The 26,508-nt window shown below is 36.4% G+C and carries 20 protein-coding genes; 5 read left to right on the top strand and 15 right to left on the bottom strand.

Going from position 1 to position 26,508, the window contains the following annotated elements; all coding sequences use genetic code 11:
* On the top strand, window positions 1-856 hold an 856-nt coding region (locus tag B494_RS21280; RefSeq protein WP_194291167.1), incomplete at its 5' end, for a Cna B-type domain-containing protein.
* Between the two features lie 45 nt (window positions 857-901).
* Here B494_RS21280 and B494_RS0106035 read toward each other — a convergent pair.
* Window positions 902-2,032, bottom strand: coding sequence for a response regulator (locus B494_RS0106035; protein ID WP_017471480.1), 1,131 nt, complete (start codon window positions 2,030-2,032; stop codon window positions 902-904).
* Window positions 2,033-2,175: 143 nt separating this feature from the next.
* Between B494_RS0106035 and B494_RS0106040 the strand changes: the two genes are divergently transcribed.
* The 4 genes from B494_RS0106040 (at window position 2,176) to B494_RS0106055 (ending at window position 8,717) form a co-directional block, all read left to right on the top strand.
* Window positions 2,176-2,733 carry a GGDEF domain-containing protein gene (locus B494_RS0106040; protein ID WP_017471481.1) on the top strand — a complete coding sequence of 186 codons (558 nt, stop codon included), beginning with the start codon at window positions 2,176-2,178 and terminating at the stop codon, window positions 2,731-2,733.
* A gap of 23 nt (window positions 2,734-2,756) precedes the next feature.
* Window positions 2,757-5,810: a hybrid sensor histidine kinase/response regulator gene (locus tag B494_RS0106045; RefSeq protein ID WP_017471482.1), complete on the top strand. Its 3,054-nt coding sequence runs from the start codon at window positions 2,757-2,759 to the stop codon at window positions 5,808-5,810.
* Between the two features lie 931 nt (window positions 5,811-6,741).
* Complete coding sequence (locus B494_RS0106050) at window positions 6,742-7,488, top strand: spr1630 family ClpXP-sensitive toxin (protein ID WP_017471483.1); 747 nt, start codon at window positions 6,742-6,744, stop codon at window positions 7,486-7,488.
* A 26-nt stretch (window positions 7,489-7,514) separates the two neighbouring features.
* Window positions 7,515-8,717, top strand: coding sequence for a spr1629 family repressor/antitoxin (locus tag B494_RS0106055; protein ID WP_017471484.1), 1,203 nt, complete (start codon window positions 7,515-7,517; stop codon window positions 8,715-8,717).
* Between the two features lie 598 nt (window positions 8,718-9,315).
* On the opposite strand, the gene B494_RS0106060 is transcribed toward B494_RS0106055, so the two are convergent.
* The 14 genes from B494_RS0106060 to B494_RS0106125 all read right to left on the bottom strand — a co-directional run bounded on the left by B494_RS0106060 (window position 9,316) and on the right by B494_RS0106125 (window position 26,451).
* Window positions 9,316-9,498, bottom strand: coding sequence for a hypothetical protein (locus tag B494_RS0106060; RefSeq protein ID WP_017471485.1), 183 nt, complete (start codon window positions 9,496-9,498; stop codon window positions 9,316-9,318).
* Window positions 9,499-9,664: 166 nt separating this feature from the next.
* Complete coding sequence (locus B494_RS0106065) at window positions 9,665-12,172, bottom strand: beta-mannosidase (protein WP_033193559.1); 2,508 nt, start codon at window positions 12,170-12,172, stop codon at window positions 9,665-9,667.
* Window positions 12,172-13,221, bottom strand: a complete 1,050-nt coding sequence (locus B494_RS0106070; RefSeq protein ID WP_017471487.1) for a Gfo/Idh/MocA family protein — start codon at window positions 13,219-13,221, stop codon at window positions 12,172-12,174. Before B494_RS0106070 ends, B494_RS0106065 begins: the two co-directional genes overlap by 1 nt.
* Window positions 13,222-13,233: 12 nt before the next feature.
* Window positions 13,234-15,432 carry an AraC family transcriptional regulator gene (locus tag B494_RS0106075; RefSeq protein ID WP_017471488.1) on the bottom strand — a complete coding sequence of 733 codons (2,199 nt, stop codon included), beginning with the start codon at window positions 15,430-15,432 and terminating at the stop codon, window positions 13,234-13,236.
* A gap of 44 nt (window positions 15,433-15,476) precedes the next feature.
* Window positions 15,477-16,094 (bottom strand): YesL family protein, encoded by a 618-nt coding sequence (locus tag B494_RS0106080; RefSeq protein ID WP_017471489.1) that lies wholly within the window; start codon window positions 16,092-16,094, stop codon window positions 15,477-15,479.
* 100 nt (window positions 16,095-16,194) lie between these two features.
* Complete coding sequence (locus B494_RS0106085; RefSeq protein WP_017471490.1) at window positions 16,195-17,508, bottom strand: alpha-L-fucosidase; 1,314 nt, start codon at window positions 17,506-17,508, stop codon at window positions 16,195-16,197.
* Between the two features lie 16 nt (window positions 17,509-17,524).
* Entirely contained in the window at window positions 17,525-18,586 is a 1,062-nt protein-coding gene (locus B494_RS0106090; protein WP_017471491.1) for a Gfo/Idh/MocA family protein, read from the bottom strand.
* An 11-nt stretch (window positions 18,587-18,597) separates the two neighbouring features.
* On the bottom strand, window positions 18,598-19,458 hold the full coding sequence (locus B494_RS0106095) for a sugar phosphate isomerase/epimerase family protein (RefSeq protein ID WP_017471492.1): 861 nt from the start codon (window positions 19,456-19,458) through the stop codon (window positions 18,598-18,600).
* A gap of 1 nt (window position 19,459) precedes the next feature.
* Window positions 19,460-20,449 (bottom strand): Gfo/Idh/MocA family protein, encoded by a 990-nt coding sequence (locus B494_RS0106100; protein WP_017471493.1) that lies wholly within the window; start codon window positions 20,447-20,449, stop codon window positions 19,460-19,462.
* Window positions 20,446-21,306, bottom strand: coding sequence for a hypothetical protein (locus B494_RS0106105; protein ID WP_017471494.1), 861 nt, complete (start codon window positions 21,304-21,306; stop codon window positions 20,446-20,448). Before B494_RS0106105 ends, B494_RS0106100 begins: the two co-directional genes overlap by 4 nt.
* 10 nt (window positions 21,307-21,316) lie before the next feature.
* A complete protein-coding gene (locus B494_RS0106110) occupies window positions 21,317-22,192 on the bottom strand; it encodes a sugar phosphate isomerase/epimerase family protein (RefSeq protein WP_017471495.1) in 876 nt (291 codons plus the stop codon).
* Between the two features lie 50 nt (window positions 22,193-22,242).
* Complete coding sequence (locus tag B494_RS0106115; RefSeq protein ID WP_017471496.1) at window positions 22,243-22,428, bottom strand: hypothetical protein; 186 nt, start codon at window positions 22,426-22,428, stop codon at window positions 22,243-22,245.
* Window positions 22,425-23,738: a glycoside hydrolase family 125 protein gene (locus B494_RS0106120; protein ID WP_017471497.1), complete on the bottom strand. Its 1,314-nt coding sequence runs from the start codon at window positions 23,736-23,738 to the stop codon at window positions 22,425-22,427. The genes B494_RS0106115 and B494_RS0106120 overlap by 4 nt, the downstream gene beginning before the upstream one ends.
* A 25-nt stretch (window positions 23,739-23,763) precedes the next feature.
* A complete protein-coding gene (locus B494_RS0106125) occupies window positions 23,764-26,451 on the bottom strand; it encodes an alpha-mannosidase (RefSeq protein ID WP_017471498.1) in 2,688 nt (895 codons plus the stop codon).
* Between the last annotated feature and the right edge of the window lie 57 nt (window positions 26,452-26,508).

Here is a 26,508-nt window from a genome sequence, read left to right on the forward strand (position 1 = left end):
CGATAGTCAACAAGTCACAACAGATGATGATTGGATCTTTAGCTTCACAGGGTTGAATCAGTACGATGATGAAGGTATAGCCTATGACTATTCTATTGAAGAAGAACCCGTCGAAGGTTACGAAACAACCATTGAAGGGTTTGACATTACAAACCTTCGTGTTGGTGAAACCGAAGTGAGTGGTGAGAAAACGTGGCTCGATGATAATAATCCAGATCGGCCGGATGACATTACCGTCAACCTTCTACAAAATGGCGTCCAAATCGATAGTCAACAAGTCACTCCAGATGATGATTGGACCTTTAGCTTCACAGGGTTGGATCAATTCGATGACGACGGTATAGCCTATGAGTATACAATCGATGAAGACCCTATTGGTGGCTATGAATCGATCATTGACGGCTATGACATTACCAATCGGCGTATCGGTGAAACCGAAGTAACTGGTGAAAAGGTATGGGTTGATGACAATAGCCCAGATCGTCCAGAATCAATTACTGTCAACCTCCTACAAAACGGCGAGTTGATAGACAGTAAAGAAGTTAGCGCAAATGATGATTGGATCTTTAGTTTTGATCATTTAGCTAAATATGATGAACAGGGTGCACCATTTAACTATACAATTGAAGAAGAGCCAGTAGACGGTTATCAACCATCAATTGATGGTTATCAGATTACAAACACGAAAAAAGAAAGTGCTGCACCGGAAGAATCAGACGATGCTTCATCATCAGACCAAACCCTTCCAGATACAGCGACTAGCCTTTATCATTATTTATTAATGGGGGCTGCATTCATTTTGATGGGATCAGTTGGTTTGATGCATAATCATTACAAAAAAAGAAAAAATCAATAATTAAATAAATAAGCTATCATCGATTTAAGATGATAGCTTATAATTCTATCTTTTATGATTCTTTTTCCATTGTAAAAACCATGATTGGATATTAGGGTCTATCTCAATATTTAACTCATCGAGATGGGCTTTCAATTCCTTGTATTGGTATTCGAGTAGCATGCGATAATTAAATCTCGCATAGAGTTTCATCAGTTGAAACGCTATTTGTTCATCATCTGGTCTGCGCTTAATTATTGATGTATACCAACGAGAAGCTTGTTCTGCATCTTCATTTTGATAATAAAAGTCAGCAAGAGCTTTAGCGTGCTGTAACCACATTTCCTCCAACTCAAATCGTGCACTGTCTGCCCAAAGGTAGTCATATCCCTCTAGGTAACCACCTTTATACACGTTTAAATGTTCAGTATAACGAGAGACGGTTTCTGCATTTAACGTTTCAGCATTCTTAAAATAATCATACCATGTTTGTTTGTCTACACTCGTTTTCATTAATTTAAGGAGATAACCATCCTCTGTACTAGTTATGGATATAAATGCATCAAGATGCTTCAATGATTTTCTTATATTATAGATATTGACATATAAGTTAGCAAACCCTTTTTCCGGGACCGTATCAGGCCAAATTGTATCAACGATCTTATCCTTCGATAAAACATTTCCAGAATGGTGGAGTAAGAATAGAAATACTTCTTTTGACTTGTTCGTTCGCCATTGAATCGTATCTGTAATATCTTGCTCATCTAGCCAAAACTCTAGCTGACCAAGCATATGTACACTGAGGCGCTTTTTAGGGCTAACGAATTCCTTTGGAGGATAGCGTTGCTGTTTAATCCGTTGAATTGTTTTTTCTAAGCGATCGCGTTTTACTGGTTTCAAGAGATAATCCAAAGCACTAAGCTCAAATGCTTCAACAGCGTACCCTTTATGCACAGAAACAAAGACAATATGTAAATGCGGGTGCTTTTCATTCAACTGTTCAGCCAAGGCTAGACCGTTAATCTCAGGCATCTCGATATCTAAAAAGACCACATCTATTTCTTGAAGTGCTGTCATGTAATCATCTAAGTAGGGCCTCGTTGATGTAAAACGTATCTTAATATCTTCAAGCTTATTGAGTTGGTGACTAAGAAAGTCTATCGCCATGGATTCATCGTCAAATATACAAACGTTCATGAGCGTTGCCCCCCTTTTTAAAATTGAGACGTAATACCTATACTTTACAAAAACTTGTTTAGAAATCGTATAGGACCAAAGTATATAGTTATATTATAATACCTTCGACATAAATGACTATGATAAACTAGGAGTGACCTATTATGAACGTAATACACAGTCTATTAATAATAATTGTTATATTAATCGCCATCATATCACAAATATATCTGAACAGAAATAAATATAAAAAAATGGCCTTAACAGATGCTCTAACAGGGGTTCCGAATCGCTATGCATTGAAAGAGTATTTAAGAACAAGCGCAGATAAGACAGAGACTGTCTACTTTATTGACCTTGATCATTTCAAATCAATCAATGATCAATATGGCCATCATTATGGTGATTATGTTTTGAAAATTATTGCTGCTCGGTTAGCACTGATTCAAAGTATACAGATCTATCGCGTTGGTGGTGATGAATTTATTATCATATCTAATCTTCCAGACAAACAGGTGCGTCAAACGTTGACATTCAAACTACTAGAAAGTATTAAACAACCCATTTATTTAAACAACAATTCACTAAAAGTAACAGCTACAATTGGCATTTCCGAAGGCCATGCTTTAAAAGAAGATATCATAAAAGAGGCAGATCAAGCTTTATTATTAGCAAAAAAACACGCAAAAGGAACAACCTTTTGTTATTCAAACAATAGGTGATCGATAAGAATGGAGGTGAACGCATGATACAATCGAACACTTTGACAAAAAGACGTTACATCGCACTAATCGCTTTTTTATTTATTCTACTTATTACAAGTATCCGTTTTATTTGGCTTAACGTGCATGAACCAGTTGATCAACCGATTGTAGACAATGGTCAATTGAATCTATCTGATTGGACCTTTACTGATGATCCATTATCATTAAATGGCGAATGGGCTTTTCATCGCCATAGTTTTACTGAAACAGAAAATACCGCTTCACACCAAGAAGAACAACGTATAGAAGTACCTGGTGATTGGGCCCCTGTTTTACAAGGCGAGCATTCTGAGTCAGCATCTTATGGCTATGGTAGTTACGAACTAACGATTCGTTTACCAGAAGAGCGACCGAACGTCTATGGTGTCCGTATTAAAAGCTTACATAGTAGCGCAAGAATTATTGCAAATGGAGAAGTTGTCAAAACTGTTAACCAACCGACTACTTCACCAAAGATGGCACCAACATTTCGCGGGCCCTTTCACGCCCTATTTTCAATTCCAGAAGAAGCAGAAGAACTTAACTTAGTCATCGAAACGTCCAACTATCATACACCTTACATGGGCGGGATTAATAAATCCGTATCCTTTGGGACCGATCAAGCCATTACACAAGAAGTAAATATGCAGGAAACATTGCAATTAACTGTCATTATCGTATTGCTTCTACACGCACTTTACGCGTTTTTGTTATTTATAACACGAAAAAAACTTAACCAAAAGGAATTATTACTCTTTGGGGTAATGCTCATTTTTATGGCACTAGGTAGCGTTCTAGACGATGAGACCTTCATTCAATTACCCATCCCTAGAGAGTATAGCTTTAGAATCATGACCTTTTTTTATGTCTGTTTACTCACCTTAATGATCCAATTCATCCACAAATTATATCCGACAAACAAACGGTTCGTTCAAATGGTGACGTTCATTGTCAGTGTAATGGCTATCTTAACATTAGGCATTGTTCCTTTTGAACATCTATCGATTTTATTAGGACTGTATTATGCCTTGTATTTCATCGCCATTAGTTACATGATGTATACAACTATTCAACATATTAAGCACGGTAGCATAGACGGCTATTTCATTTTATTCTTTATCATCAGTTATACATCGAATATTATTTGGGGCTTTTTAATATTAAGTGATGTGATCGACTTTCCTTTTTATCCATTTGATTTCTTTTTTGCCATTCTATCGATTGCACTTCTTTTGTTTAAACGTCACCACCAATTATTCGTGGTCTCTGAACAACAGCGCGAGAAATTAATTGAAGAAGACCAAAAGAAAGATCAATTCTTAGCCAACACATCACACGAGATCAGAAACCCGCTACATGCAATGATTAATATCTCGCAATTGTTATTAAACAACCATGAAGGGTTAGATCAAAAAGCAAAAGATAATTTAGCATTAATTATTAGAACGGGACACCAATTAACCTTTACACTTAATGATATTTTAGATATTACGAAAATTAAAGAGCATGGAATCAGCTTGGATAAAACGGGTGTCGACTTAAACGTACTGACAAATGAAGTGATCGAAATTGTTACATTTATGTCTAGTAAATCGACTGTTCATATTGCCAATCACATATCTGAAAAGCTGCCATTAGTATACGCCGATCGTCATCGCATGATCAGAGTGCTGTTTAATTTATTGCATAATGCACTCAAAAATACTGACGAAGGTACCATTGTTGTTGATGCGCATCAAACGGGCAATACCGTAAAAGTATCCGTAACGGATCCGGGCATTGGGATGTCAGAGCGTGACATGGATAAAATTTTCTTACCATACGAAAAATTAATCCCTCATCACCGTGATAGTGGTGGCATAGGATTAGGCTTGAGTATTACTAGACAGCTGATCGAAAAACACGGTGGTACACTTAAGGTAAGATCTAAAAAAGGTGAGGGATCTGAATTTAGTTTCACTTTACCTTTAGCCACCACTGAACATGGAGCAAAGATCACTCAAGACACAAACGTTTCACCTGTGATCAAAGATGAACCATTGTCCCACACCGCTCAACAAAGCAAAAGTCATGTGAAGATTTTGGTCGTGGACGATGACTTGATTAATCTAAACGTCTTAAAACGAATATTAGAACCGACTTATCAAGTGACAACAACATCAAAGCCTGAAAATGTGGTGGAACTACTTGATAAACAAGTATTTGATTTGATCATATCAGATGTTATGATGCCTAAAATATCAGGCTACCAATTAACTGAAAGCATAAGGCAACGTTTTTCAATCTCAGAGCTGCCAATCTTATTACTCACTGCAAGAAGCCAACCTGAAGATATCTATACAGGATTTTTAGCAGGTGCAAACGATTATATTGTTAAACCTGTTGATTCACTAGAATTACAAGCACGTGTCCAAGCCTTAACACAGTTAAAACAAGCCATTCATAAACAATTACAACTAGAAGCAGCTTGGCTACAAGCCCAAATCAAGCCACATTTCATCTTTAATACATTAAATAGTATTGCATCACTCAGCACAAAAGATATTGATCAGATGATTGATCTATTACATGCATTTGGTCAGTATTTGACCAATAGTTTTAGTATGAGTAATACGAAGACAATAGTGCCACTATCTGAAGAGTTAGAACTAGTGGAAGCCTATCTATATATTAATCAAGTACGTTTTGATCAACGCGTTCATTATGAAGTTGATGTAGAAGACCCTGACGACATCAAAATACCACCCCTAATCGTTCAAACATTAGTAGAAAATGCATTGAAACATGGTGTTTTAAAACAAGCGAATGGTGGACACATTTTGATTCGCGGGAGACGTTTAACTTCTTATTATGAGCTGCAAGTTATCGATAATGGCGTTGGTATGAACAACTCGAAACTGCAAGACATTTTACACAACAACATTGATGACCATCACATCGGTTTAGCTAATACGAATAAACGCTTAAAAAAATTATTCAATCAACAACTTATGATTACATCCACAGAAGGTGAAGGTACAACGATTACTATTCAATTGCCTTTACATGATGATTGAACGACTCACCACTTAATTTCTAATGACGTTTGAAGTGGGAGATTCCTAAGAACATCAACCTAGTGTTTAATTATTGATTAGGCGATCCTTGGTGCACCGACAATTGGAAGTTTTATCACTTCACCTGCGATGCGTTTACTTGGGTTAAGATCACGGTCATGGTTTGTATGGCGTAATGGAGAGAGCGAACTCGGTATCCTATCGCAATAATCATTCGAGATTATAATGTATTGTTTTATAATTCTTACCATCATTCGCAGTTGTTAAGTATGACTTGACAACTGCTTTTTCCTCTAACTCTTTTTCTCCCAATATATTTTTATTTGTAAGTTAATGTTCTGTATAGCCGATTGGTAAAGCTCTGCTACTTGATGCATTAAAGACAATCTGTGATCTACAGGTGACGGCCACCGGCCACTATTACTTAGCGTGTTTCGAGCATCATAAACTTGTCAGCTTTATGCGTGATATTTTTAAAAATAACGATAAGATTATTATTGGATTACAAAATGCTACTTCACAGTCAACCTCTCTCTCCTTCAGATTGAACTATTCGGTTTTTCCGAATAGTTGCCGACTCCCGAAGTTCTCCTTCTGCATATATATTCTGAATATGCTCATTAATTGTATTTACTTCATTTTGATACAATTCCGCAATTGCTCTTTTGTGTCATCCAAACTGTCTCATTTTCCAATCTAACATCTATTTTTGTATTTCCATCCTCTGTTTGATAGATTAGTATACTCGTTTCATTTTGAATTGCATCATTCCCTTTTAATAGAATTTCACTTAACCACCGAAAACCTCATTTAACTATAAAAAAAATAACATTAAATCATGTTAACTTTAAAAAAAACAAAAAAAATCATTCCCTTTTCTCTCTGTTTGAATTAAAATGAAATTATGATAACTTTTTAAGGAGTGATAGATTTGGAGCAATATAAGTTTGATGTAGATGATAGTAAACTGATTGTTGATGCTATTGTAGAGGGTTACCGTGATTACATTGAACATCGTAAAGATCGGCATCGTAATATGAAAATTAGTTCTGCATTTGCATGGACTAAGGGGAATTTTATTGAAAGTAGACTTGCTGATATTAGTGGAGAACTTAATTTATCTTACAAGAAGGCTAAGGCAGGTTTAACATGGGATTATTTACAATTCACTCATGGTGACACTAAAAAACTTTTTCTTATTAAGAATGCAGCCTATTTTAATGAAAAAGGCTTTTCACAGGCAGTATTACCTAATAAAAATAGAAGTAGAGGAAGTCGCCGTACTTATCTTCATGAACTCTCTAAAATTAATCAAGACATTGAATTTGAAAAAATTCCTCAAAACCATGAAAATTTAATTGAACAAAATGAGCAACTCTCATTGTTTGTAACAGAACAGCAAGTAAAAGCTGATCTTGAACATTTCCAAACAGAATATAACGAATTCCATATTCTTACTTATAAAATTGATGATGCTTTTCAAATTTCCAAGATAATGCATTATTTACCTAATCCAGAGGATAATATAGCGTATAGGATACAGGATCTTTCAGAATATATATCTGGTTCAGAGTTAACTGATGAAGAGCGAGAAATCATTGCTCCTGAACAAGACAGTGATATAATTGATCCTGCGGCATTTGATATAGGAATCTTTGAGGGTGAAGAAAGCAAGTAAGCTTTTATAAAATAAGGGGGAGCACTATGTTTATTGGTGAGAATTTAACCAATCTTCGTTTAATGCATGGATATTCACGAAAACAGCTCTCTGACATGTTAAATGTAACAGAACAGGCAGTTTGGCAATACGAGAATAATTACACATCACCAAAAATGATGATTGTTAATGATTTAAAAGCTATTTTTAATGTGAAAAGTAAATATTTTTATAAAAAAGATGTACTTAATCGTTACTTTGAACCAAAAAATATTTCAGTTATGAATATTGCGTACCGTTCTAAAGTAATGAATGTCATATCAAAAACACAAGCGGAAGCAAAGCATATCGAATTTTTGGATAGCTTTATTAACTATGTAACAGATAAATTAACTTATCCCACACAAAAGATTATTCAATTGAGAAATAAAGTAATTGAATACTTAAACACTGCTGATACCGGGGATAGGAACACTCTAATAAAAAATGCAGCCATGTTAGCACGACAAGAACTAGGACTTCGTGATGACACAAATGACAACCTTATGTTTTTAATTGAAAAAAGTGGCGTGTTTATTTTTGAAAAGGCTATTGACAATGAAATTGACGCTTATAGTCTATGGACTAATCAAGATCGGCCTTTTATTATATTAGGTGATCTGAAGCGTTCATCAGTTCGTAGAAATTTTGATATTGCGCATGAGCTTGGACATTTATTACTTCATTATCGAGTTGAATTTACTAGTTTAGACCGTAAAGAACATAAGGAAATCGAAAAGGAAGCCAACCAGTTCGCAGGTGCCTTTCTTCTACCCGAAGAATCGTTTTTAGATGATATGCAAACTGTCATTCATGTAACAAATCCTGATGCATATATAGATTTAAAAAAGAAATGGAAAACATCTCTACAGGTCTTAGGATATCGTGCAGCAAATTTAGGTGTATTAGATACCAAAATGCATCGCAATTTTTATGCAGCACTTCATCGAAAAGGATACTTAAAAAAAGAGCCTCTAGACGAAACATTACCTTTACAAAAGCCACAAAAAATGAAATCAATAATTGACTTGGTTGCTCAAAAAGGCTTGATTGATATGCGGCAAATGATTGAAAATGATTGGATGGTGGAACTAAACTTCTTCTACAGAATAACAGGTATTGATTTGAAGTTTTTTAATCAATATATAGCTAATAAGCAGGATTTCGACATAGTTAATGTTACTGACTTATCAACTGATATTAGTGATTAAACACCGAGATAAAATCATTCCATTGGAACGGTTTTATCTCGCTTTCTATTTATATCTTTTTATCAAAAATAATTTAGCCAGAGCGATCACTTGGTTTTGAGTCAATACGGTAACTTGATCGACAAAAATTATCACCTGAACAGCTTGAGCTACATAGCTGCAATTGGTACATGTTTACAATCTTTAATTCTTTCCTCTGGCAGTGGATGAAAATTCATCTTAATATGATAAAAATAACCTTATGATTATATAAATATCTAGGGTAAGTTCGACTAAAATATCTAACTTTCTAACCTCCCTATTACCTGTCAAAAATATTTTGGTACTTTGATTTATTTAATTTTATTATTTCCAATAGTCCAGAACGAATCTCAGAAGTGTAAAGTCCTCCTTTAATATAGATATTCCTTGCATCGATAATATCACGGGCTAAAGCGTTACATGTTCAAGATTAAGATATTGTTCTAATTTTACCCATTCATTCCGTACGTTTCTATTTGAGGGTGTCTTACCCCTTTTTCCCAAGCTCCTAAAGGATAGACGATTCACTCCTATCGCCAATAGCATTTGTACCAACTAATATTAATGAGTCAACTTACTATACCGATTGAATCTTTTCCCTCTCAAAGATTTGATTTATAACTTTGGTAATGTTGTAGTTCAAATTTTTCTGGATAGCCGCCCCTATACCTGCTAGTACTATATTGGCTGCACCAACAAGTGTCATAACTGGACCCGCCGTAACAACAAGAAATCCACCTAACAACTCTGGGTTAAGCATAGTATCTCTTCTTAATTCAGATACATTTATATCCTTGCATTGCCTTGATAAGGTTTAAATCTGTTGCACCTTCAATGTCCAGAAATCTCATATACAAATATATGATAGAGTCACATATAAAGCAGTGGTCTATCACTTGAGGATAAGCCACTGCTTTATTTAATATCTATATTTTTATCATATCTACCATTGAAACAGCTTGAACATCAATTAAATGTTCATTATTTTTGTCCCGTTTCGTGAAGGTAACGACCTTCTCTTCACCAGGTAATAAATCAAAATAGTTAGCTGAGAAGTAACCTAAACAATCTGTTGTCAAGTAAATATCTTTCGCAAACTGATCTGTCGTAATAATAAATGTCTCTTTATCCCTAGCAACACTTACTTTTGCTAGAGGTAAAGATAATGCTTGGGTTGGTATAAAGTAATGACGCTTTTGATCAATGGATTGATTTTCTTTAATTAACTCTGTTACTAGTACCACTTGACTTTTATCATATTCACCAATCAAGCGATCGATTATATAATTTTTTACAACTTGGCTTGCATTTGCTTTAATAATGAAAGCTGACACCTCTTCATAAAGAAGCTCGCCATCTAGTGAATAAACACTCACTCTTATGTCCACATCTACATCATTTAGAACATCCGAAATGGCATAAACATTAACTTGCCCATCTTTTTCTTCAATTGATAGCATAATATCTCTGAAGGATTCTTTAGCTTGATAATGTAATGCTTTCCATCGACCGAAATAATCCATACTTGACCATGAAGCGACAGGCCAACAATCATTCATCTGCCAGTATAAAGTACCCATACAATATGGTTTATGACGACGATGAGACTCAATGGCGTTCTTAATTCCTTGCGCTTGAAGTACTTGGCTCATATATAAAAATGAAGTGAAGTCTTTAGACTCTGGTAAATACTTTTCCATGTACGTTTTAATCAATTGATTACCTGCACCATTTTTTTGATGATGCAACATCACATCAGAACCAATCGCATAATCATCTGGCGTGGTAAATGTTTCAACGGTCTCAATCGCAGGGAATGATTGAAAACCGTACTCACTCATAAACCGGCCAACATTTTCATTATAAGCTTCAAATGGTTGTTTACCATGCCAGACATCCCAATAATGTACATCACCTGCTCCTTTCACTCCTAATGCGTGTTGATTGGCATCTCTAGTTAAATCAGCAAGTGGCGATGATGGCCAATACGGCTCATTGGGTACATATTGTTTTGTTACTCTATCAAGGATGTCATGAAAGAGAGCTTGATAATCCGCCCATAATTTTTCACGAGTTAAGGCATCATATTTTTGTTTCCAGCCCCATCCGCCTGTTTCAACAAATTCTGCCCAAGCAGCATCAATTTCGTTATTCCCACACCAAAGTACAACTGATGCATACTGGCGTAAACGCTTGACTTGATCTACAGCTTCTTGTTCTACATTATTTAGAAATGGCTCGTCTCCTGGATACATGGTACAAGCAAACATAAAGTCTTGCCACACTAAAATGCCGTGTTCATCACAGAGATCATAAAAAATATCATCTTCATAAATACCGCCGCCCCAAACACGAAGCATATTCATATTTGCTGATACAGCACTCTTAATTTCATGTTCATAACGCGACTTAGTCACTCGTGTAACAAAACTATCGTTTGGTATATGGTTTGCACCTTTACAAAAGACAGGTTCACCATTTAATTTTAGATAGAAAGATTTACCATACTGATCATCATCTCTAACCAGTTCAACCGTTCGAATCCCGTGTTTTAATGCATCAGAAAGCAGTGTCTCATTATCTTTTCTAAACGCAACCTTTACATCATAACGATGAGGGGTACCTAACCCGCGAGACCACCAAAGTTTAGGGTTCACAACGGTAAATGGCAATGTCACCTTGTTATGTCCTTCTTTCAACTCAACTTGCTTTATTTCTGTCTGTTCACCGTACTGGAGAACACATTCACCCGTCATCTCTTTAATGGCAACAAGTTCTATCTCTAAGACAAGATCCGCTTTTTCATTTGATAGTTGTTCTTGTTTAATATAAATATCATCAAAATGGATATCTGAGTAACCAACGAGTTCAACTGGTTTCCAAATTCCGCTCGTGACCAAGCGTGGCCCCCAATCCCACCCATAATGATAAGGGGCTTTTCTCGCAAATATACTTAGTTTCTTGTCACCTAACCCACCTGTTTCTGAATCATCATTATCGGCAGGATAATTAATTCCTCCGCTTATGACACGCATAACATCGTGGTTAATTGGAGACTCAAAGTGAATGATCAATTGATTTTCTCCGATATTAATCCAATCTTTTACATTTACCTTGTATGTGCGAAACATATTATCAGACGACAAAATTAACTGATTATTTAAGTAGACCGTTGCATACGTATCCAGACCATTAAATATTAGGTCAATACAAGTTTGGCTAGCCAGCTCCGAATCTACATTAAATGTCGATTTATAAACCCAATCTACTTTATCAACCCACTGAACATTTTTTTCTTCTTCTCCAAAAAACGGATCGTTTATTAAATTGTGCTCAAGTAAATCCGTGTGAACCGTACCTGGTACTTGTGCTTTTCGCCAAATAGAGTCGCGTTGCTGTTTAAACTGCCAATCATTTATTCCTTGTTTTATCATCAATCATTTGACCTCCTAGCCTCGAATGTAATGCGTCGATTTTCTTTGCCTGATTGATAAATGGCATTGATCATTTCTTGTGTTTTTAAGGCTTCTTCTGGTTTAATGTCTAATTCGCCACCATGAAGGAGCACATGATAAAAGTTGTTAATCTGTTTAATGTGATTGACGCCCCAATAGCTCTTTACTCCTACTCCATAAGAAAATGTTTCGTTAGGATTATGATCTGCGATAAATTCTCTACCATCATATAAACTTACCATACCTTTATCGCCAATCATTTTTATCAAACCCTTTTCACAGTGGATTTCAATTTGTACCGGAGCATCATAGGTGTAATAATTAATCGTATGAAAAGCCGCCACCACACCCGACTTAAATTTGAGAATGCCTTCAGCAGCATCTTCAACTTCAATGTACTCATGTCCTCGATTGCTAATTGTTGCATCGACATATTCAAGCTCTGCATCAATAAACCAGCGCATCAAGTCGAGCGTATGGATGGCTTGATCAATTAAAACGCCACCACCTTCTTTATCCCATGTACCCTTCCAATCACTTTTTGAATAGTACTCATCCGATCGATCCCAAGTAACACTTGCTTTAGCCGATTGAATCGACCCCAAGGTGCCCTCGGTTAACATCGTCTTAATTAACTGAGCGCCAGCATTATAGCGGTTTTGAAAAATAACACCAAAGTGTGTGTTATATGCTCTTGCTGTTGATAACATCGCTTCTGCATCCTGATACTTAATCGCCATAGGCTTCTCCGTTAAAACATGTAAGCCCCTTTTCGTTACTTCAATTGATACAGGCGCATGTAGATAATGCGGTAAACAAATGTGAATGGCGTCCAAGGTTTCTTTGTCAAGCATGTCTACATAATCCGTGTAACTTTTACAATCCATTTCTATAGCTCGTTCATTGGCACGCTCTGGTTTGTTGTCACAAACAGCAACTAGTTCTGTATTCGGATTCTCTTTAACCGATTGAGCGTGCATTGGGAATATATTTCCGCAGCCAATGATAGCTACTTTAACCGTATCCATGACTTCACTTCCTTATTTATTTAGATTACGATACTGTCCAGGTGTTACACCTACTTCTTTTTTAAACTTACGTGTGAAGTTAGCCACATCCATATAACCTACTTCATGGACAATCGCTTTGATAGGCTTAGATGTCATTCTTAAATTTTCTTTAACATATGTCATTCTTAGCTCTTGTACATAATGCTTAAAGCTAACACCATAATGCTCTTTGATTAATTTTGAAGCATACGATGCAGATAAATGATGTTTCTCAGCAATTTGTTCCAGCGATAAATCATAATCGGTAAAGTGCTTATTTACATAATTAATGATTTCCTGTACAATACGATTATTTTCATTCTGCATCTTTTCTTGAATGGAAGCACATGTCGTCTCAATTATTAAATCTAACTGTTGCTCGAGTTGATCTAAAGTCACAAAATCAACCATCTTACTGAAGGTCTCTTCACTTAAGCACACGCCCATTTCAGATAACGACCTCACTACGGAATTAATCACATCAAAACAAATTGCTTTTAAAGCATTTAATGAACGATCGCGCACACGTAAATTTTGAAAAATTTCAGCTAAGGTTTCTTTAGCAATTATTGTTTGCCCTTGTTTTAATGCTTGTAATAATTTAAGTTGCTCTTCTTTTAAATAACCCAAGCTCTGTTCTGTTGGTGTTGTAATCGAGTCAAAAAAAATCGTACTACCTTCTGAATGATAGTGAATATAATCATAAGCAACCATCGCTTCAATATAAGAATCATGTATGTTTCTTACGCCTTCAACCATTGATCCTACAACGATTATCGATTCAGTTTTTAATGTTTCGTTTACATAATCTATAAATGTCGATTGATCTGATTTATGCTTTTGATCCATTCCTACGATCATCGCCTTATCATTTATGTTTAAGAGATCAATACCATAGCCTATCATCTCATTAAAAGTGATTTCACCCATCAATTGATTAGTAGAGGGTTGCACTTGTTTACCTTTAAAATGAATGATAAATACAAAGTAAAAGGCTTTGTCGATTTGTAATTGGAGGGAGCGAGCCATATCATTCATCAGGCTTTCATCAGGATAATCCCCTTTTAACATATTCATCCAAAATTGTTGTTTTGCAAATGGACGTTGTTTAAAGACCGTTTCAGACAATGAGACTCTATCTTGATTTAATTGATCAAATGCGACTAAAACTTGATTCAGCTCATTTACTTGATCAGTTTTAACAGATGCTTGTGTCTGTTTAACTTTGCGTAATAATAAATCAATGGGTTTATATTGGTATTTGCTCAAAATATAAGTCATAATAATACCAATAAAGAAGACAGCCAATAACACGAGAAGATACGTCGTTAACGTTCCTTTAAAGTAATCCAAGAATTGCTTTGCTTGAACAATGCTTAAATAAGACCATTCATCATCACTTTGGACTAATGATACTGAATATTTCTTGCCTTCAATATCTATATCTTCTCCAGCAGTAGCCCTTTCAAGAATCATTTCAAAATCTAAATGTTCTTTTGATAAATTGGGATCGTTCTCATGTGAGACTAATATATCCAGTTGATCATTCAAAACATATATATGACCACTTAATTCTGACAAAGCATTTCGAATGATTGAGTCAAACTGCTGATTATTAACCATATACATAATAGCACCATAGGGGTAAAGACTATTAGGTACGATAGGTTGTATAAAAGCTAAGTACTGTAAATCATCTCCTGTTTCAATCACTTTCGTTTGTGGATGTTCTTGGCTAATAAAATCGATCAATTCATCTCTTGATAGGTTTTCAATATTATATCGACCAATAAAGGTTGTTGGCATATGATAGCCACCACTGGTAAAAATTTTATCTGGGTTTTGATGATGAATGATAGCGATTTCATCAACTAATACACTATTGGCACGGTATTTAGCTAGTTCTTGAACGGCTTCATAACCATAATAGGGATGATTCAGATGATAAGCATTTAACCGCGAATCATTGGAAATACGTGTTGCTATATTCGTAAACTCTTTTTTACGCTCATCCATTAGCTCACTAAATTGGTTTAGATTATTCAAGCTTGATTGTTCTAATTCTTTTTGAAGATCGGCAATAAAGTTTACATAAATCAGCACACCTAGAATAATAAAAGGAATAATGAATGCAACAAAGTATGATAATAAATAACGATAAAATAGTTTTTGCTTAAATATATTAATCATGTTACTTCCCCCCAAATTCATTATTCCAATATTAAATTAATTCGTTAATTTGCAGCTAAATTTTTTTCTTCAACACTGACACAAGCACGATGACCAAACCAGATGATAGGGTATAAAATAACTGAAATACCCATCATTGCGCTTAATGCGGGCAAATAGAGAAATAAATAGATTAAGAGAATACTACTTATCACTAAGGCAATGGCTTCAAGCGGTTGGGCGATCGCTATAAATAATGCTTGTTTAAAGTATTGAAATACGGTCAATTCATAACGAACAAAGATAGTTATAAACATGAGAAAGCTACTCACTGCGACAAAGCCAACCATAACAAGGAAAAAGTGAATAACTGTTGATTGGATAAAGATCTCCGAAACTCGGAAATCAAAATATAAAAATACCGAAATAAACAACCAGATGAAACCAGAACTGTTTGCCTTTATAAAATGTGTCCGGTAGTCTCTCCAGATCCCCTTATATAGGTTTTGGTCATCTTCTTGCTTGATTATTTGATAGATTGCTTTTGCTGCTGCAAGTGTTGCAGGGAATACACCAAACACACCAAAACCTAATAAAGTTAAAAGCAACCAGATAAAATGAATTAACATCATTTTACTTAACCATAACCCCCACGTATAAAACACGCTCATAAATCCTTTCATCGCTTGTGCATCCCCTTTCATTTCATCCGTCTAGTATAGCTCAATCTATAAAACGAAACTTCAATTAGTGGGTGGAGGGCTACAGGACGTGGCGGGCGCTTTACGGACGGTTATCTGTGATAAATAATTCAATGACCGGTATAGCGACGTCCGGTTTGATGACCGGTAAATTAAGTACGATATCACCTGCCTCAATATGTGTTTCTGTACTTGTAATGACTTGGTTTCGATCAAATTCTTCAATGAAGACTTCTGATCTATCATGTAAGAATTGAGCATAACACACTTTTCCTTGAAGATCTTTTAAGTGAATATGACGGTATGGCCAAGAAAAGATGTGTACATATAGCCGGTCATCCTTTTGTGTCAAGCGACAATCAAGGGGGGAAATAAAATCACTTGGCTCACAACCAACAATCGACCGTTCATGTTTTTTCATCCAGACTTTAATCCCATCTAACCGCTCTTTGGTTAAATCATCAATCGCACCTCTTGCCGTTGGCCCAATATTAAGCAAGAAATTCCCGTTCTTACTAACGGTATCCACTAACATTTTTAAGATTTGGTCAACACTTTTCCAATTTGCATTGTATTTATCATAGCCCCAACTTTCATTCATTGTCTGACAAGCCTCCCATAAAACAGGCTTACCATCCTCGACGATTGGATGATGCGGTTGATATTGTTCAGGTGTTTTTACGCCTCTATTTAAATCTAAACGATCGTTAATTAAAATATGTGGTTGCAAAGAACGCGTAAGATTTTCAATGCCTTCTCCGTCCCAGTCAAGATTTCCTTTACCTTTTGACCAACCCCAATCACGGTGTGGATATGAGAAGTCATACCACATATAATCAATGGGTCCGTAATTCGTAAGTAGTTCGGTGATTTGACCCTTTAAATATTCGCGATAATTCCTCATCTGACGTTGATCCTTTGTGTCACGTGCGAATTGATTTTCACGTAGTGGGTGTAAGCCATCTAACGTAAAATCTTTATGATGCCAGTCAATTAGCGAATAATAAAAACCAATTTTCAGCTGGCGTTTACGGGCTTCATCAACGAAAAACTGGACAATGTCTTTTTCAAATGGTGTTTCCGTTACTTTATAAGACGTTAATTGACTATTCCACAAAGCAAAGCCTTCATGATGCTTTGTTGTAAGCACCACATATTTCATTCCTGCCTCAACAGCTTGATCAAGCCAACCCGCAATGTCTAATTGATCGGGATCAAAGTGGTCAAAGTACCGCTTATAATCAGCGGGTGTTATTTGTTCCGTTGTCATTATCCACTCGTGACGAGCAGCTAATGAAAATAAGCCGAAGTGAATAAACATACCAAAACGATCATGTGTGAACCAACTCGGATCTTGATAGTCCTTAGGCCAATTCGCATAGTGTTTTTTTGTCATCTTATCCCTCCATTAACTAGTTGAAACGCACTTCTCTTCCGCTTCTGCTTGATTCATAAATCGCCTCCAATATCTTCATTATCTCTATACCATCTTCAACTGGCGAAATCGTTGTCTCTTTTTCTAAACAACAAGCAACAAAATGATCAATTTCATTCTGGAATCCTTTTTCAAAGTCAAAGGTACGGGCATCAATTTTAGGTGTAAGGTCTAATAAAATGTTATGTTTTTCTGTAAAGATATTTAATTCCGGCTCAATCATAGCACCACCTTTATCGCCAAACAGGTGCACTTCTGTTTTATCTTCTTTAGCATGTAATGCGAAGCTTGCATCTAACATAAGCGTCGCACCATTTTCAAATTTAATAAGCGCATTTGCTAAATCTTCTACACTGTTTTGCTTTGGATCATAGTCAGCGGCTTGATAGAATGACTTATGCTCAATATTCGAACGATTACCGAGCTTATGATATACTGTACCACTCACAGATTTTACTTTGGGTTTCCCCATTAAGTACCAACAGATATCAATCACATGAACGCCAATATCTATGAGTGGACCGCCACCAGAACGTTCGACATCACTAAACCATCCGCCTGGATTTCCTAACACGCGAAGAGATGATGCTTTTGCATAGTAAATCTCACCTAAATCACCCGCATCAATAAACTTTTTCAACACTTCAGTGTTTGTAGCGAATCGGCGAACAAAACCTACTTGCAATGTTTTATCTGATTTTTGACTTACTTCTCGAATCTTTTCTGCTTCTTCTGCTGTCTTGCTTAATGGCTTTTCCACTAAAACATGTTTATTATGTTCCAGTGCAGCGATTGCTATCTCAGCATGCGAGTTGTTCCAAGTACAAATACTCACCGCATCAACATCTTCATTCTTCAATAATTCATGGTAATCTGTATAAATCTTTTCAATTTTATGTTGCTCCGCTTTCGCCATTGCACGAGCTTCATTTAAATCACACACCGCTACCAGTTCTACAGCTTCGTGACGGACATAAGATTGAAAATGCATATCTGAAATAGAACCTGCTCCAATAATACCTACTCTCACCTTTTCCATATTTCCACTCCCTAAATGACTTTGTATAGTGATTTCATTAAATCTAATCCTTGCTTAGTTCCCATTTGACAGTCTTCAATACCTTCAAACTCAATCGACACAAATCCGTCATACTCTACCTGTTTCACTAGTTTTAGTATCTTACACAAATCAACATCACCTTGCCCGGTAATCGCACCCCGAAGTTGATGACCGAACTTTGTCGGGAAAAAGCCTAATCCTAGTGATTGATCTGTTTTGCGATAATAAAAATCTTTCAAGTGTAACATAGACATATAAGGTAGACTTTTTTTAACAGCAACAACAGGGTCCTCATCAACACAGAGGAAATTACCTACATCTAAAGTCAACTTAAAGTTTGGACGGTTTACAGACTCAATGATTGTCCGTACACGATCGCTATGCTGAATATAGTATCCATGATTTTCAAGACTCGTTGTAATTTGATATTCTTGAGCATAATCTGCAACCTCTCGACACCCTAATACAATGCGCTCTAAGTCAGCCTGAAAGCGCTCAGTAGTTGCCTCTTCAGGTTCAAGAAAGCCTACATCATGACGCATATGTTTAATCCCCAACTGATGCATAATATCAACATGCGTTTTGACCCGTTCAATCTCGTCTTTTAACGCTTGACCTGACTTCAGAAAATCTGCACCGATAGCATAATTTGATAAACAAATAGCTTCAATTTCTGCTTTTTCTTTAATTTGATTAATTAAGTCCGGTTGATTAATTAAGTCAAATCCTAGTGGTACAATTTCAACGTGCTCTGCCCCTTGTTTCTTAGCCCAAGCAATCATATCTAAAATGGTCATCTTACCCTCATTCATGGCTTGGTGTAAACTATATGAGCTAATGCCGAACTTCATATTAAACCTCCTCTTTTAAAACTTTAACGAAAGCGTTTTCATAATTTGATTGGTAAGCGGATTTAACGACTTCTAATGTGCGTAATCCATCTTCACCACTAATTGTCGGTTCGCGTTTAGTTTTTAAACAATCAATAAAGTCTCTTATTAATGCTTCATCCATATCAATTCCCCATGGTAAGTGACTCACTTGACAGTCAGTATCATTGTAGTAAATCGTTGCATCTTTAAAACCATCGACAGATATGGTACCTTTTGTACCAACAATCTCCATTAAAACATCACCCCACGTTGGGAATGTTCTAGGACGAGACCAGCTGGGATCAATATTTAAAATAGTCCCTTTCCCCATTTCAATCATTACTTGACCAGCATCTTCAACATCAATCGGATAGAATAGTGTATCTAAATAAGCATAAACAGCTTCAGCTTCAGCTTGTAACATCACTCTTACAACATCCATAATATGAACGATGTGATCGGTTGCTGCCCCGCCGCCTGACTTTTCTTTCTCAACAAACCAGCTACCTGGCATTTGTCCGTGATTTGAAGCATTAATCGCAATAATATCGCCAATCTCACCTGCTTGAACTTTTTCAATAGCCGCTTCGACTGCTGGTATAAATCGTACAGGATATGCCATTTGTAATATTACATTATTGATTTTACATGCTTCAATCATTACCTTGGCATCATCAATTTCTGTAGAGATAGGCTTTTCACAAAGAATATGCTTTTTATGTTCAGCTGCTTGAACAACTAATGGTTTATGATTCACATTTTCACTACAAATAATTACGGCATCAATATTCGTCTTTAATAGTGAATCCAGGTTCTCATAAAATACAGTTCTGTAAGTGTTTGCAGCCTCCTTTCCCCTTGAATGATCATCATCCCAAATCCCAAGAAGTTCGGCGCCTTGTTGTCGGGTAATTGCCTGAGCATAACTATGTGCATGCATATGAGCAAAGCTCAAAATCGCTAACTTCATACGGAACTGCCACCTTTCAATTGAAGAGGTTTCTTTTGTATACTTGATTTTTCAGCTGCTTCTGTTACTAGCAAAGCTCGCTCAATTATGTCCGCTTCTGTGCCCTCTTCTAACATATACAGAATAAAATCCAACTCATTTCGTGTTTGTGTTCTTATTTCTAGAGGATCGATAGACGCTTTTCCATTCTTATAAAGAATAGCACCATTTGCCGTACTACTTTTTTGGACTAACATAGCGTGTTGTCCGCAAACTTCAATCTCTATATTCGACCCTTGACTTGTACTTACAAATTGAAGGTTTGATAGTGTGCCTTGTGCATGTAAAACAGACATGAGAAGCGCTTCTACTCCCGCTGACTTTTTCGTTAACGTTGTAACCCTTGAAATTGGTGTAAATACTTCCTCAAGCCAGATGAAAAGGCCTAACACGTCTTGATAAAATAAATTGTGCCCTTGATGAGGTGCTTTAACTAAAATTCGATTCGTAGCAACCTTACCGAAATCCACTTTACTTAACTGCTGCTTAATTGCTTGAAAATGCGGGTTAATAGCATATGGATTAATCCAAAAAAGCTTTGCATTTAATTGATTAGCTCTGTCTTTTATTTCTTGATAATGCGCGCGAGACTGTAAAGCGGTAAGTGGTAAAACTAGCTGTATATCTTCATCTAATGTTTGCTTGATGAAATCCATACTTGGCATATAATCAGCAAGATAATATACAGGTATTGTCTCTACTTGTTCTAAACTGTTCCACATTGCTAACGACGGATAATGATTTACTTCTTTTATTAAGCGTGCTGTAGCATCTTTGATTGTATTGTTGTTTTCTCCAATTACATGAATATGATACATTGACTCCCTCCTATTCTATTATCTCGCATAGATGGTTTAGGTACTCCAGTCCTAGTCGACTCGCCATTCGACATTCTTCCATCCCTTCAAACTCTAACGTAATATAACCATCATATTCTGATTGTTTAATTAGCTTTGTCGTCTCAACTAAATTTAAGTCACCTTGTCCAACAATGGCTCCCCTAATATAATTTCCACTTGCTGTGTCATACCACTTCCCATTTACCGGTGGTTCATAGTACGGTTTGCGATAAAAATCTTTATAGTGAATTAACGAAGCATGAGGTAATAATTTTTTAATACCGACAAGTGGATCTTCATCAACACAAAGAAAGTTACCGACATCTAATGTCGCTTTAAAGTTCTCTCTATTGACTTTCTCAAGGACACGGAGAACACGATCACTATGTTGAACAGTCATACCATGATTTTCGATTGTCGTCGTGATGCCAAATTGTTTAGCATAATCAGCTAACAACTGACTACCTTCAATAATTTGATCTAAATTAGCTTCGAAATAGCTTATTGTTCGCTTCTCTTTCGGTAAGGTGAATAAGGTGACATCATGACGCATATGTTTAATGCCCATGCGATGAAGTAGATCAACATGTTGCTTTAACCTGTCTACTTCTGCCAAGAACGCTTCATGCGTGTCGTGAACAAAGTTAGCTGGTAATGCATAATTAGATAAGTCAAGGCCAAGCTCTTTAGCTTTGTCACGCACTCGGTCAGCAAGCTGTAAATTATCTACTAAGCTAAAGCCATAGGGTACGATTTCCATATGATCAAATCCAGTTTCTTTAATCCATGTAACCACATCAAGAATATCCATCTCACCTGCATTCATTGCGTCCAGCAAACTGTATGTGCTTAATCCAATTTTCACATTTTCACTCCTCTATTTAATATGTTGTAAATGAAAGCATGCACGTTTTTCTAAACTACTTCATCATTATCATTCAATAATGATACTTTGCTATTACGATCCAACCATTGAAGTGTCACTTCGTTTTCATAATAGATATCTCTTAAAAATTGATCTGCAATAGCACAAATGTGACCAAGATGCTTATTTTCCAACCCATTATTTCGATAATCTTCAACTAAGATTTGATCCCTCACATCGACCCTTTCTGTTTTGCCAATGGGCTGTCTTTTACGATTACGCCCATTTCCATTAACAGAAATTCACTAAACATCATGTTTGCCCAAGAAAACCAAGGGCGCGTAAATTGGGATGGGTTATCTACATGAAATCCTTCATGCATTAACTCTGTACCTGCATCTGTTTCTTTAAATACCTCAAGTAATCGTTCGCGTTCTATTTCATCAATTGCTGTCATACCTTGAATTGCTAATGCAATATGCCAAATGTAAGAAGATGGTGTATGCGGGCTACCAATACCTTTAGCAATTGTACCTTCGTAGTAATAAGGATTGTCCTTACTTAATAAGAAGCGCCTCGTATTTTGATAAATGGAATCAGTTATATCTGTATAGCCTAAGTAAGGTATTGATAGTAAACTGGGCACATTTGCATCATCCATCAACACATGCCGACCATAACCATCGGTTTCATAAGCGTAAATGACACCATGCTTAGGGTGATGAACAACGCCAAATTTTTTTATACCCTCATCTATTTCGTGGGCTAGGTTTAAGGCTTCCTCTTTTAACTCAGAATCGCTTAAGACCGCTTCTGCAATTTCGGCTAAGTAACCCAACACAACAACTGCAAACATATTTGACGGAATTAAATAGCCATATTGACAAGCATCATCACTTGGTCGGAAACCGCTCCAAGTCATACCTGTATATTGCACAGATGCCCCTTTACCTTCATGAGATAGCGTATCTTGTGCTGAACAATTATCTCGCTTAAAGTAATAAGCTGACTGTTCTTCATGATGTTGTTCAACTTTCCATGTCTTAATAATTTTTCTCACTGCTTCTACAAACACATCATTAAATACATCTGTCTTTGTTGTTGATTTCCAGTAGAGATAAGCTAATTGAATAGGGTAGCAAAGTGAATCAATTTCATATTTTCGCTCCCACATCCAATCTGTCATTTCCGTTTCATCATCATGATATCGCTCTCCATTTGGCTCTTGGTTAAATGCATTTGCATATACATCATGCTTAATGAATTCAAATTGTTGTCGAACTACACCCGCAACAAGCCTTGCAAACGTAAGATCTTTTTCAGCCAAAACTAAATAAGGACGTACTTGCGCAGCAGAATCCCTTAGCCACATCGCAGGGATATCTCCTGTAATAACAAACGTTTTATCTCCATCTTCTCGAATTGTTGTCTCATACGTATTCTTAAAAGCTTTCTCAAACATCCGCCCAATTTTCGGGTTATCTTGATAATGCGCTTTCACTTTTTCGATCAACGATTGCATCGATTCCGGTATGCCCTCATTCATGCTTTTCCCCTCTTTTCTTGTCTTGTTATTTAGGTCTTATTCCCACAGTAAGAATCTCAAAACCAACTAACTCAACTTGTTTTGTAACTAGCAGATCATGTTGACGTTCAATGACATCACTTCGATAACAATCAAGTGCCGTATTAAGTGTTAGTTTATTAGATTTTTCATCCAAATTTGCAAATCGCAACATCACATCACCCGTTTCTTCTGAAACTTTTAATGATGAGTAGCTGAGTGTTTCATTCTGTCTCAATTGAATAAATGAATGTGACGTTGGCAATGTACCCGTCTGTATTTTCGTTTCTTTTGCTACGGATGGCACTTGGAATTGGTATGCTGTTTGATAGGCTTTAAAGCGCTCCTTTCCCCCGCCATGTGGGATAATCCGATATTCAACCATTTGCTCATCTAAACACTGCGCTTTCGGTGTTGGGAAATAGCCCCAATCACCCATTTCACCAACAGCACGAAGTAACGTAATCGCAATTTTTTGTTGTTCTTCCTGCAAGATTTCATACTCATTTAATCCTTTGTTGGCAATACAAAGTCCTTGGTTTTCATCACTTAAGTCGACAAATACTTGCTGGTGTTGTGAATAATCTGGATTTTCCCATTGCTCACTCGGTTTATTTGAGCGTTTAGCTATTTCAAATACACTATCTGAGTAATGATAATTAGCTTTGACCTTTGTCGGAAAAAGAACACGAAGACGATGATCTTTTACCGTGTTATTATAGTTTGTTTTAACATCGACATACTTGCTTGTTGATGTTAACGTAATCATGGTTTCTATCGTAAAAGCAACTTCTTTTAAGGCACGGTCTGAATCGCGTTTTGTAAACCAAACCCATTCTCGTTGTTCGTGATCTAACGTATCTGCTGCACCTTCTGGTAATGACCAATGATGTGTCACTTTATAAGTTGCTGAAACAGGTGTATCATCAATTAGTTCAATTGATGCTGTTTCGTTTTCTGTAGTACATGCAATACAGTCACTTGTTGCTTTATACATATACTCATTTCCAATATCACCTGTATCTTCATAAACATTTAAGCCTTCATGGCAATGACCACTTTGCTTGTCCGTTAAATTAAAGGAACCATTATCTAAAATGTCTACAATAAGGTGTTTATTTTCCATCCTTTGTTTCCCTATAACTAACGTGTTGTTAGACGTTTCACCTTTAATTAAAGCAAAAGTCTTATAGCCTAACTCAGGTAAGTCTCTCGTCTCAAAACGAACCGTTACTCGTCGTGCCATATAAGGCTGTCTAAACTGATTGAGGGGCAAGTCATAATCAAAAACTAAGCCATGATCCTTAATGGCAACTGGATATTTATTATTTGCTTCATCAATAACGATATAGCCCTCACAATCGATTGCTTGTAACGCCTTCTTATTGACACCATCGCGATAGTACTGTCTAGCGAGATCAATTATGACCTCTGTGACTTCTGTTTTGTTTGTTGCTGTCGTATTAAAGACAACAAAAGGATATACAGGCTCTTCATGTTTAAATACACTTGTGTCAATTGCTGAAACTAAATGTTCTACGCTCTGATTAATCATCATCTCAGTGAAATGCTCACTCTTTTTAAAGCGTGTGACCATTTCATCATGTACTTCATCCACACTACATCCGCAAATACTGTCATGCGGATGATTTTGCATCAATGTTTTCCATGCATAGCTAAATAAATCGTGGTCATAATGCTCATCATGTAAGTAACAAAAAGTTGCTAGTGGTTCTGCTATTTTTTCTAGTAGCGTCTGTACCTTTTGATTCATCTGTTTTAGATAAACACGCGATGAAGCCGTGTTAACTAAGGTTCCCCAACCATCCGTTTTTTGTGAACGTAATTCGCCTTTGACTACTTTCAGTTCACTACTTGATTCTTTTTCAAGCGATTCAACATATTCGTTAAATGACGAATGGATAAATTGATAATCTGGATAAAGCTGATTGGCGACTTCAATAGCCTCAGATAAGTTTGTCTGAATCGGTTGATGATCACAACCGTTGAGCATCAACATCTGACTAGTCGAAGCAAACTTCTCTAAATTTTCAATGTGTTGCTTCCAGTATTTACGAGCCTTCTCCTCATCTACCGGAATTTCATTACCATTGCAGTACCAATTTGCAAACAATATACCTGTCACTTCTGTTCCATCTGGCGATTGCCACTTCATTTCTGAATAAGGCGATTCATATTCATCTGCATCAATGACCGCATTATTAAATCCGGTCGGCTTCACACCACGTCCAAATGCTGCTGCTCTAATACCTGCTTGCTTCAAAATTTGTGGTGCTTGACCGATATTTCCAAAAGAGTCAGGAAAATATCCTATTTTGCTTAACCCACCCCATTTCCGAGCGTCTCTCATGCCGTATTGTAGGTTGCGAACATTCGCTTCACTACTTGTTAAAAATTCATCTTGAAGAATGTACCATGGTCCAACTTGAATCCGCCCTGCCTCAATAAACATTTTAATTTGTTCTCTTTTCTCTGGACGAACTTGTAAATAGTCTTCCAGAATAATTGTTTGACCATCTAAATGAAAGCTTTTAAAGTTAGGATCAGTTGCTAAAGTGTCTAACAATTGATCGATCGTTTGAACTAATAAATAATGATGTTTTTCATAAGGTAAATACCACTCGCGATCCCAGTGAGTATGTGAAATGATATGGATCGTTTTCTTTTTTGACATACCGATTCCCTCGCTTTTCAGTTATGTAAGAGATAGAGTACACACGTACTCTATCGT

Source organism: Amphibacillus jilinensis Y1 (assembly GCF_000306965.1).
Classification (GTDB): domain Bacteria; phylum Bacillota; class Bacilli; order Bacillales; family Amphibacillaceae; genus Amphibacillus_C; species Amphibacillus_C jilinensis.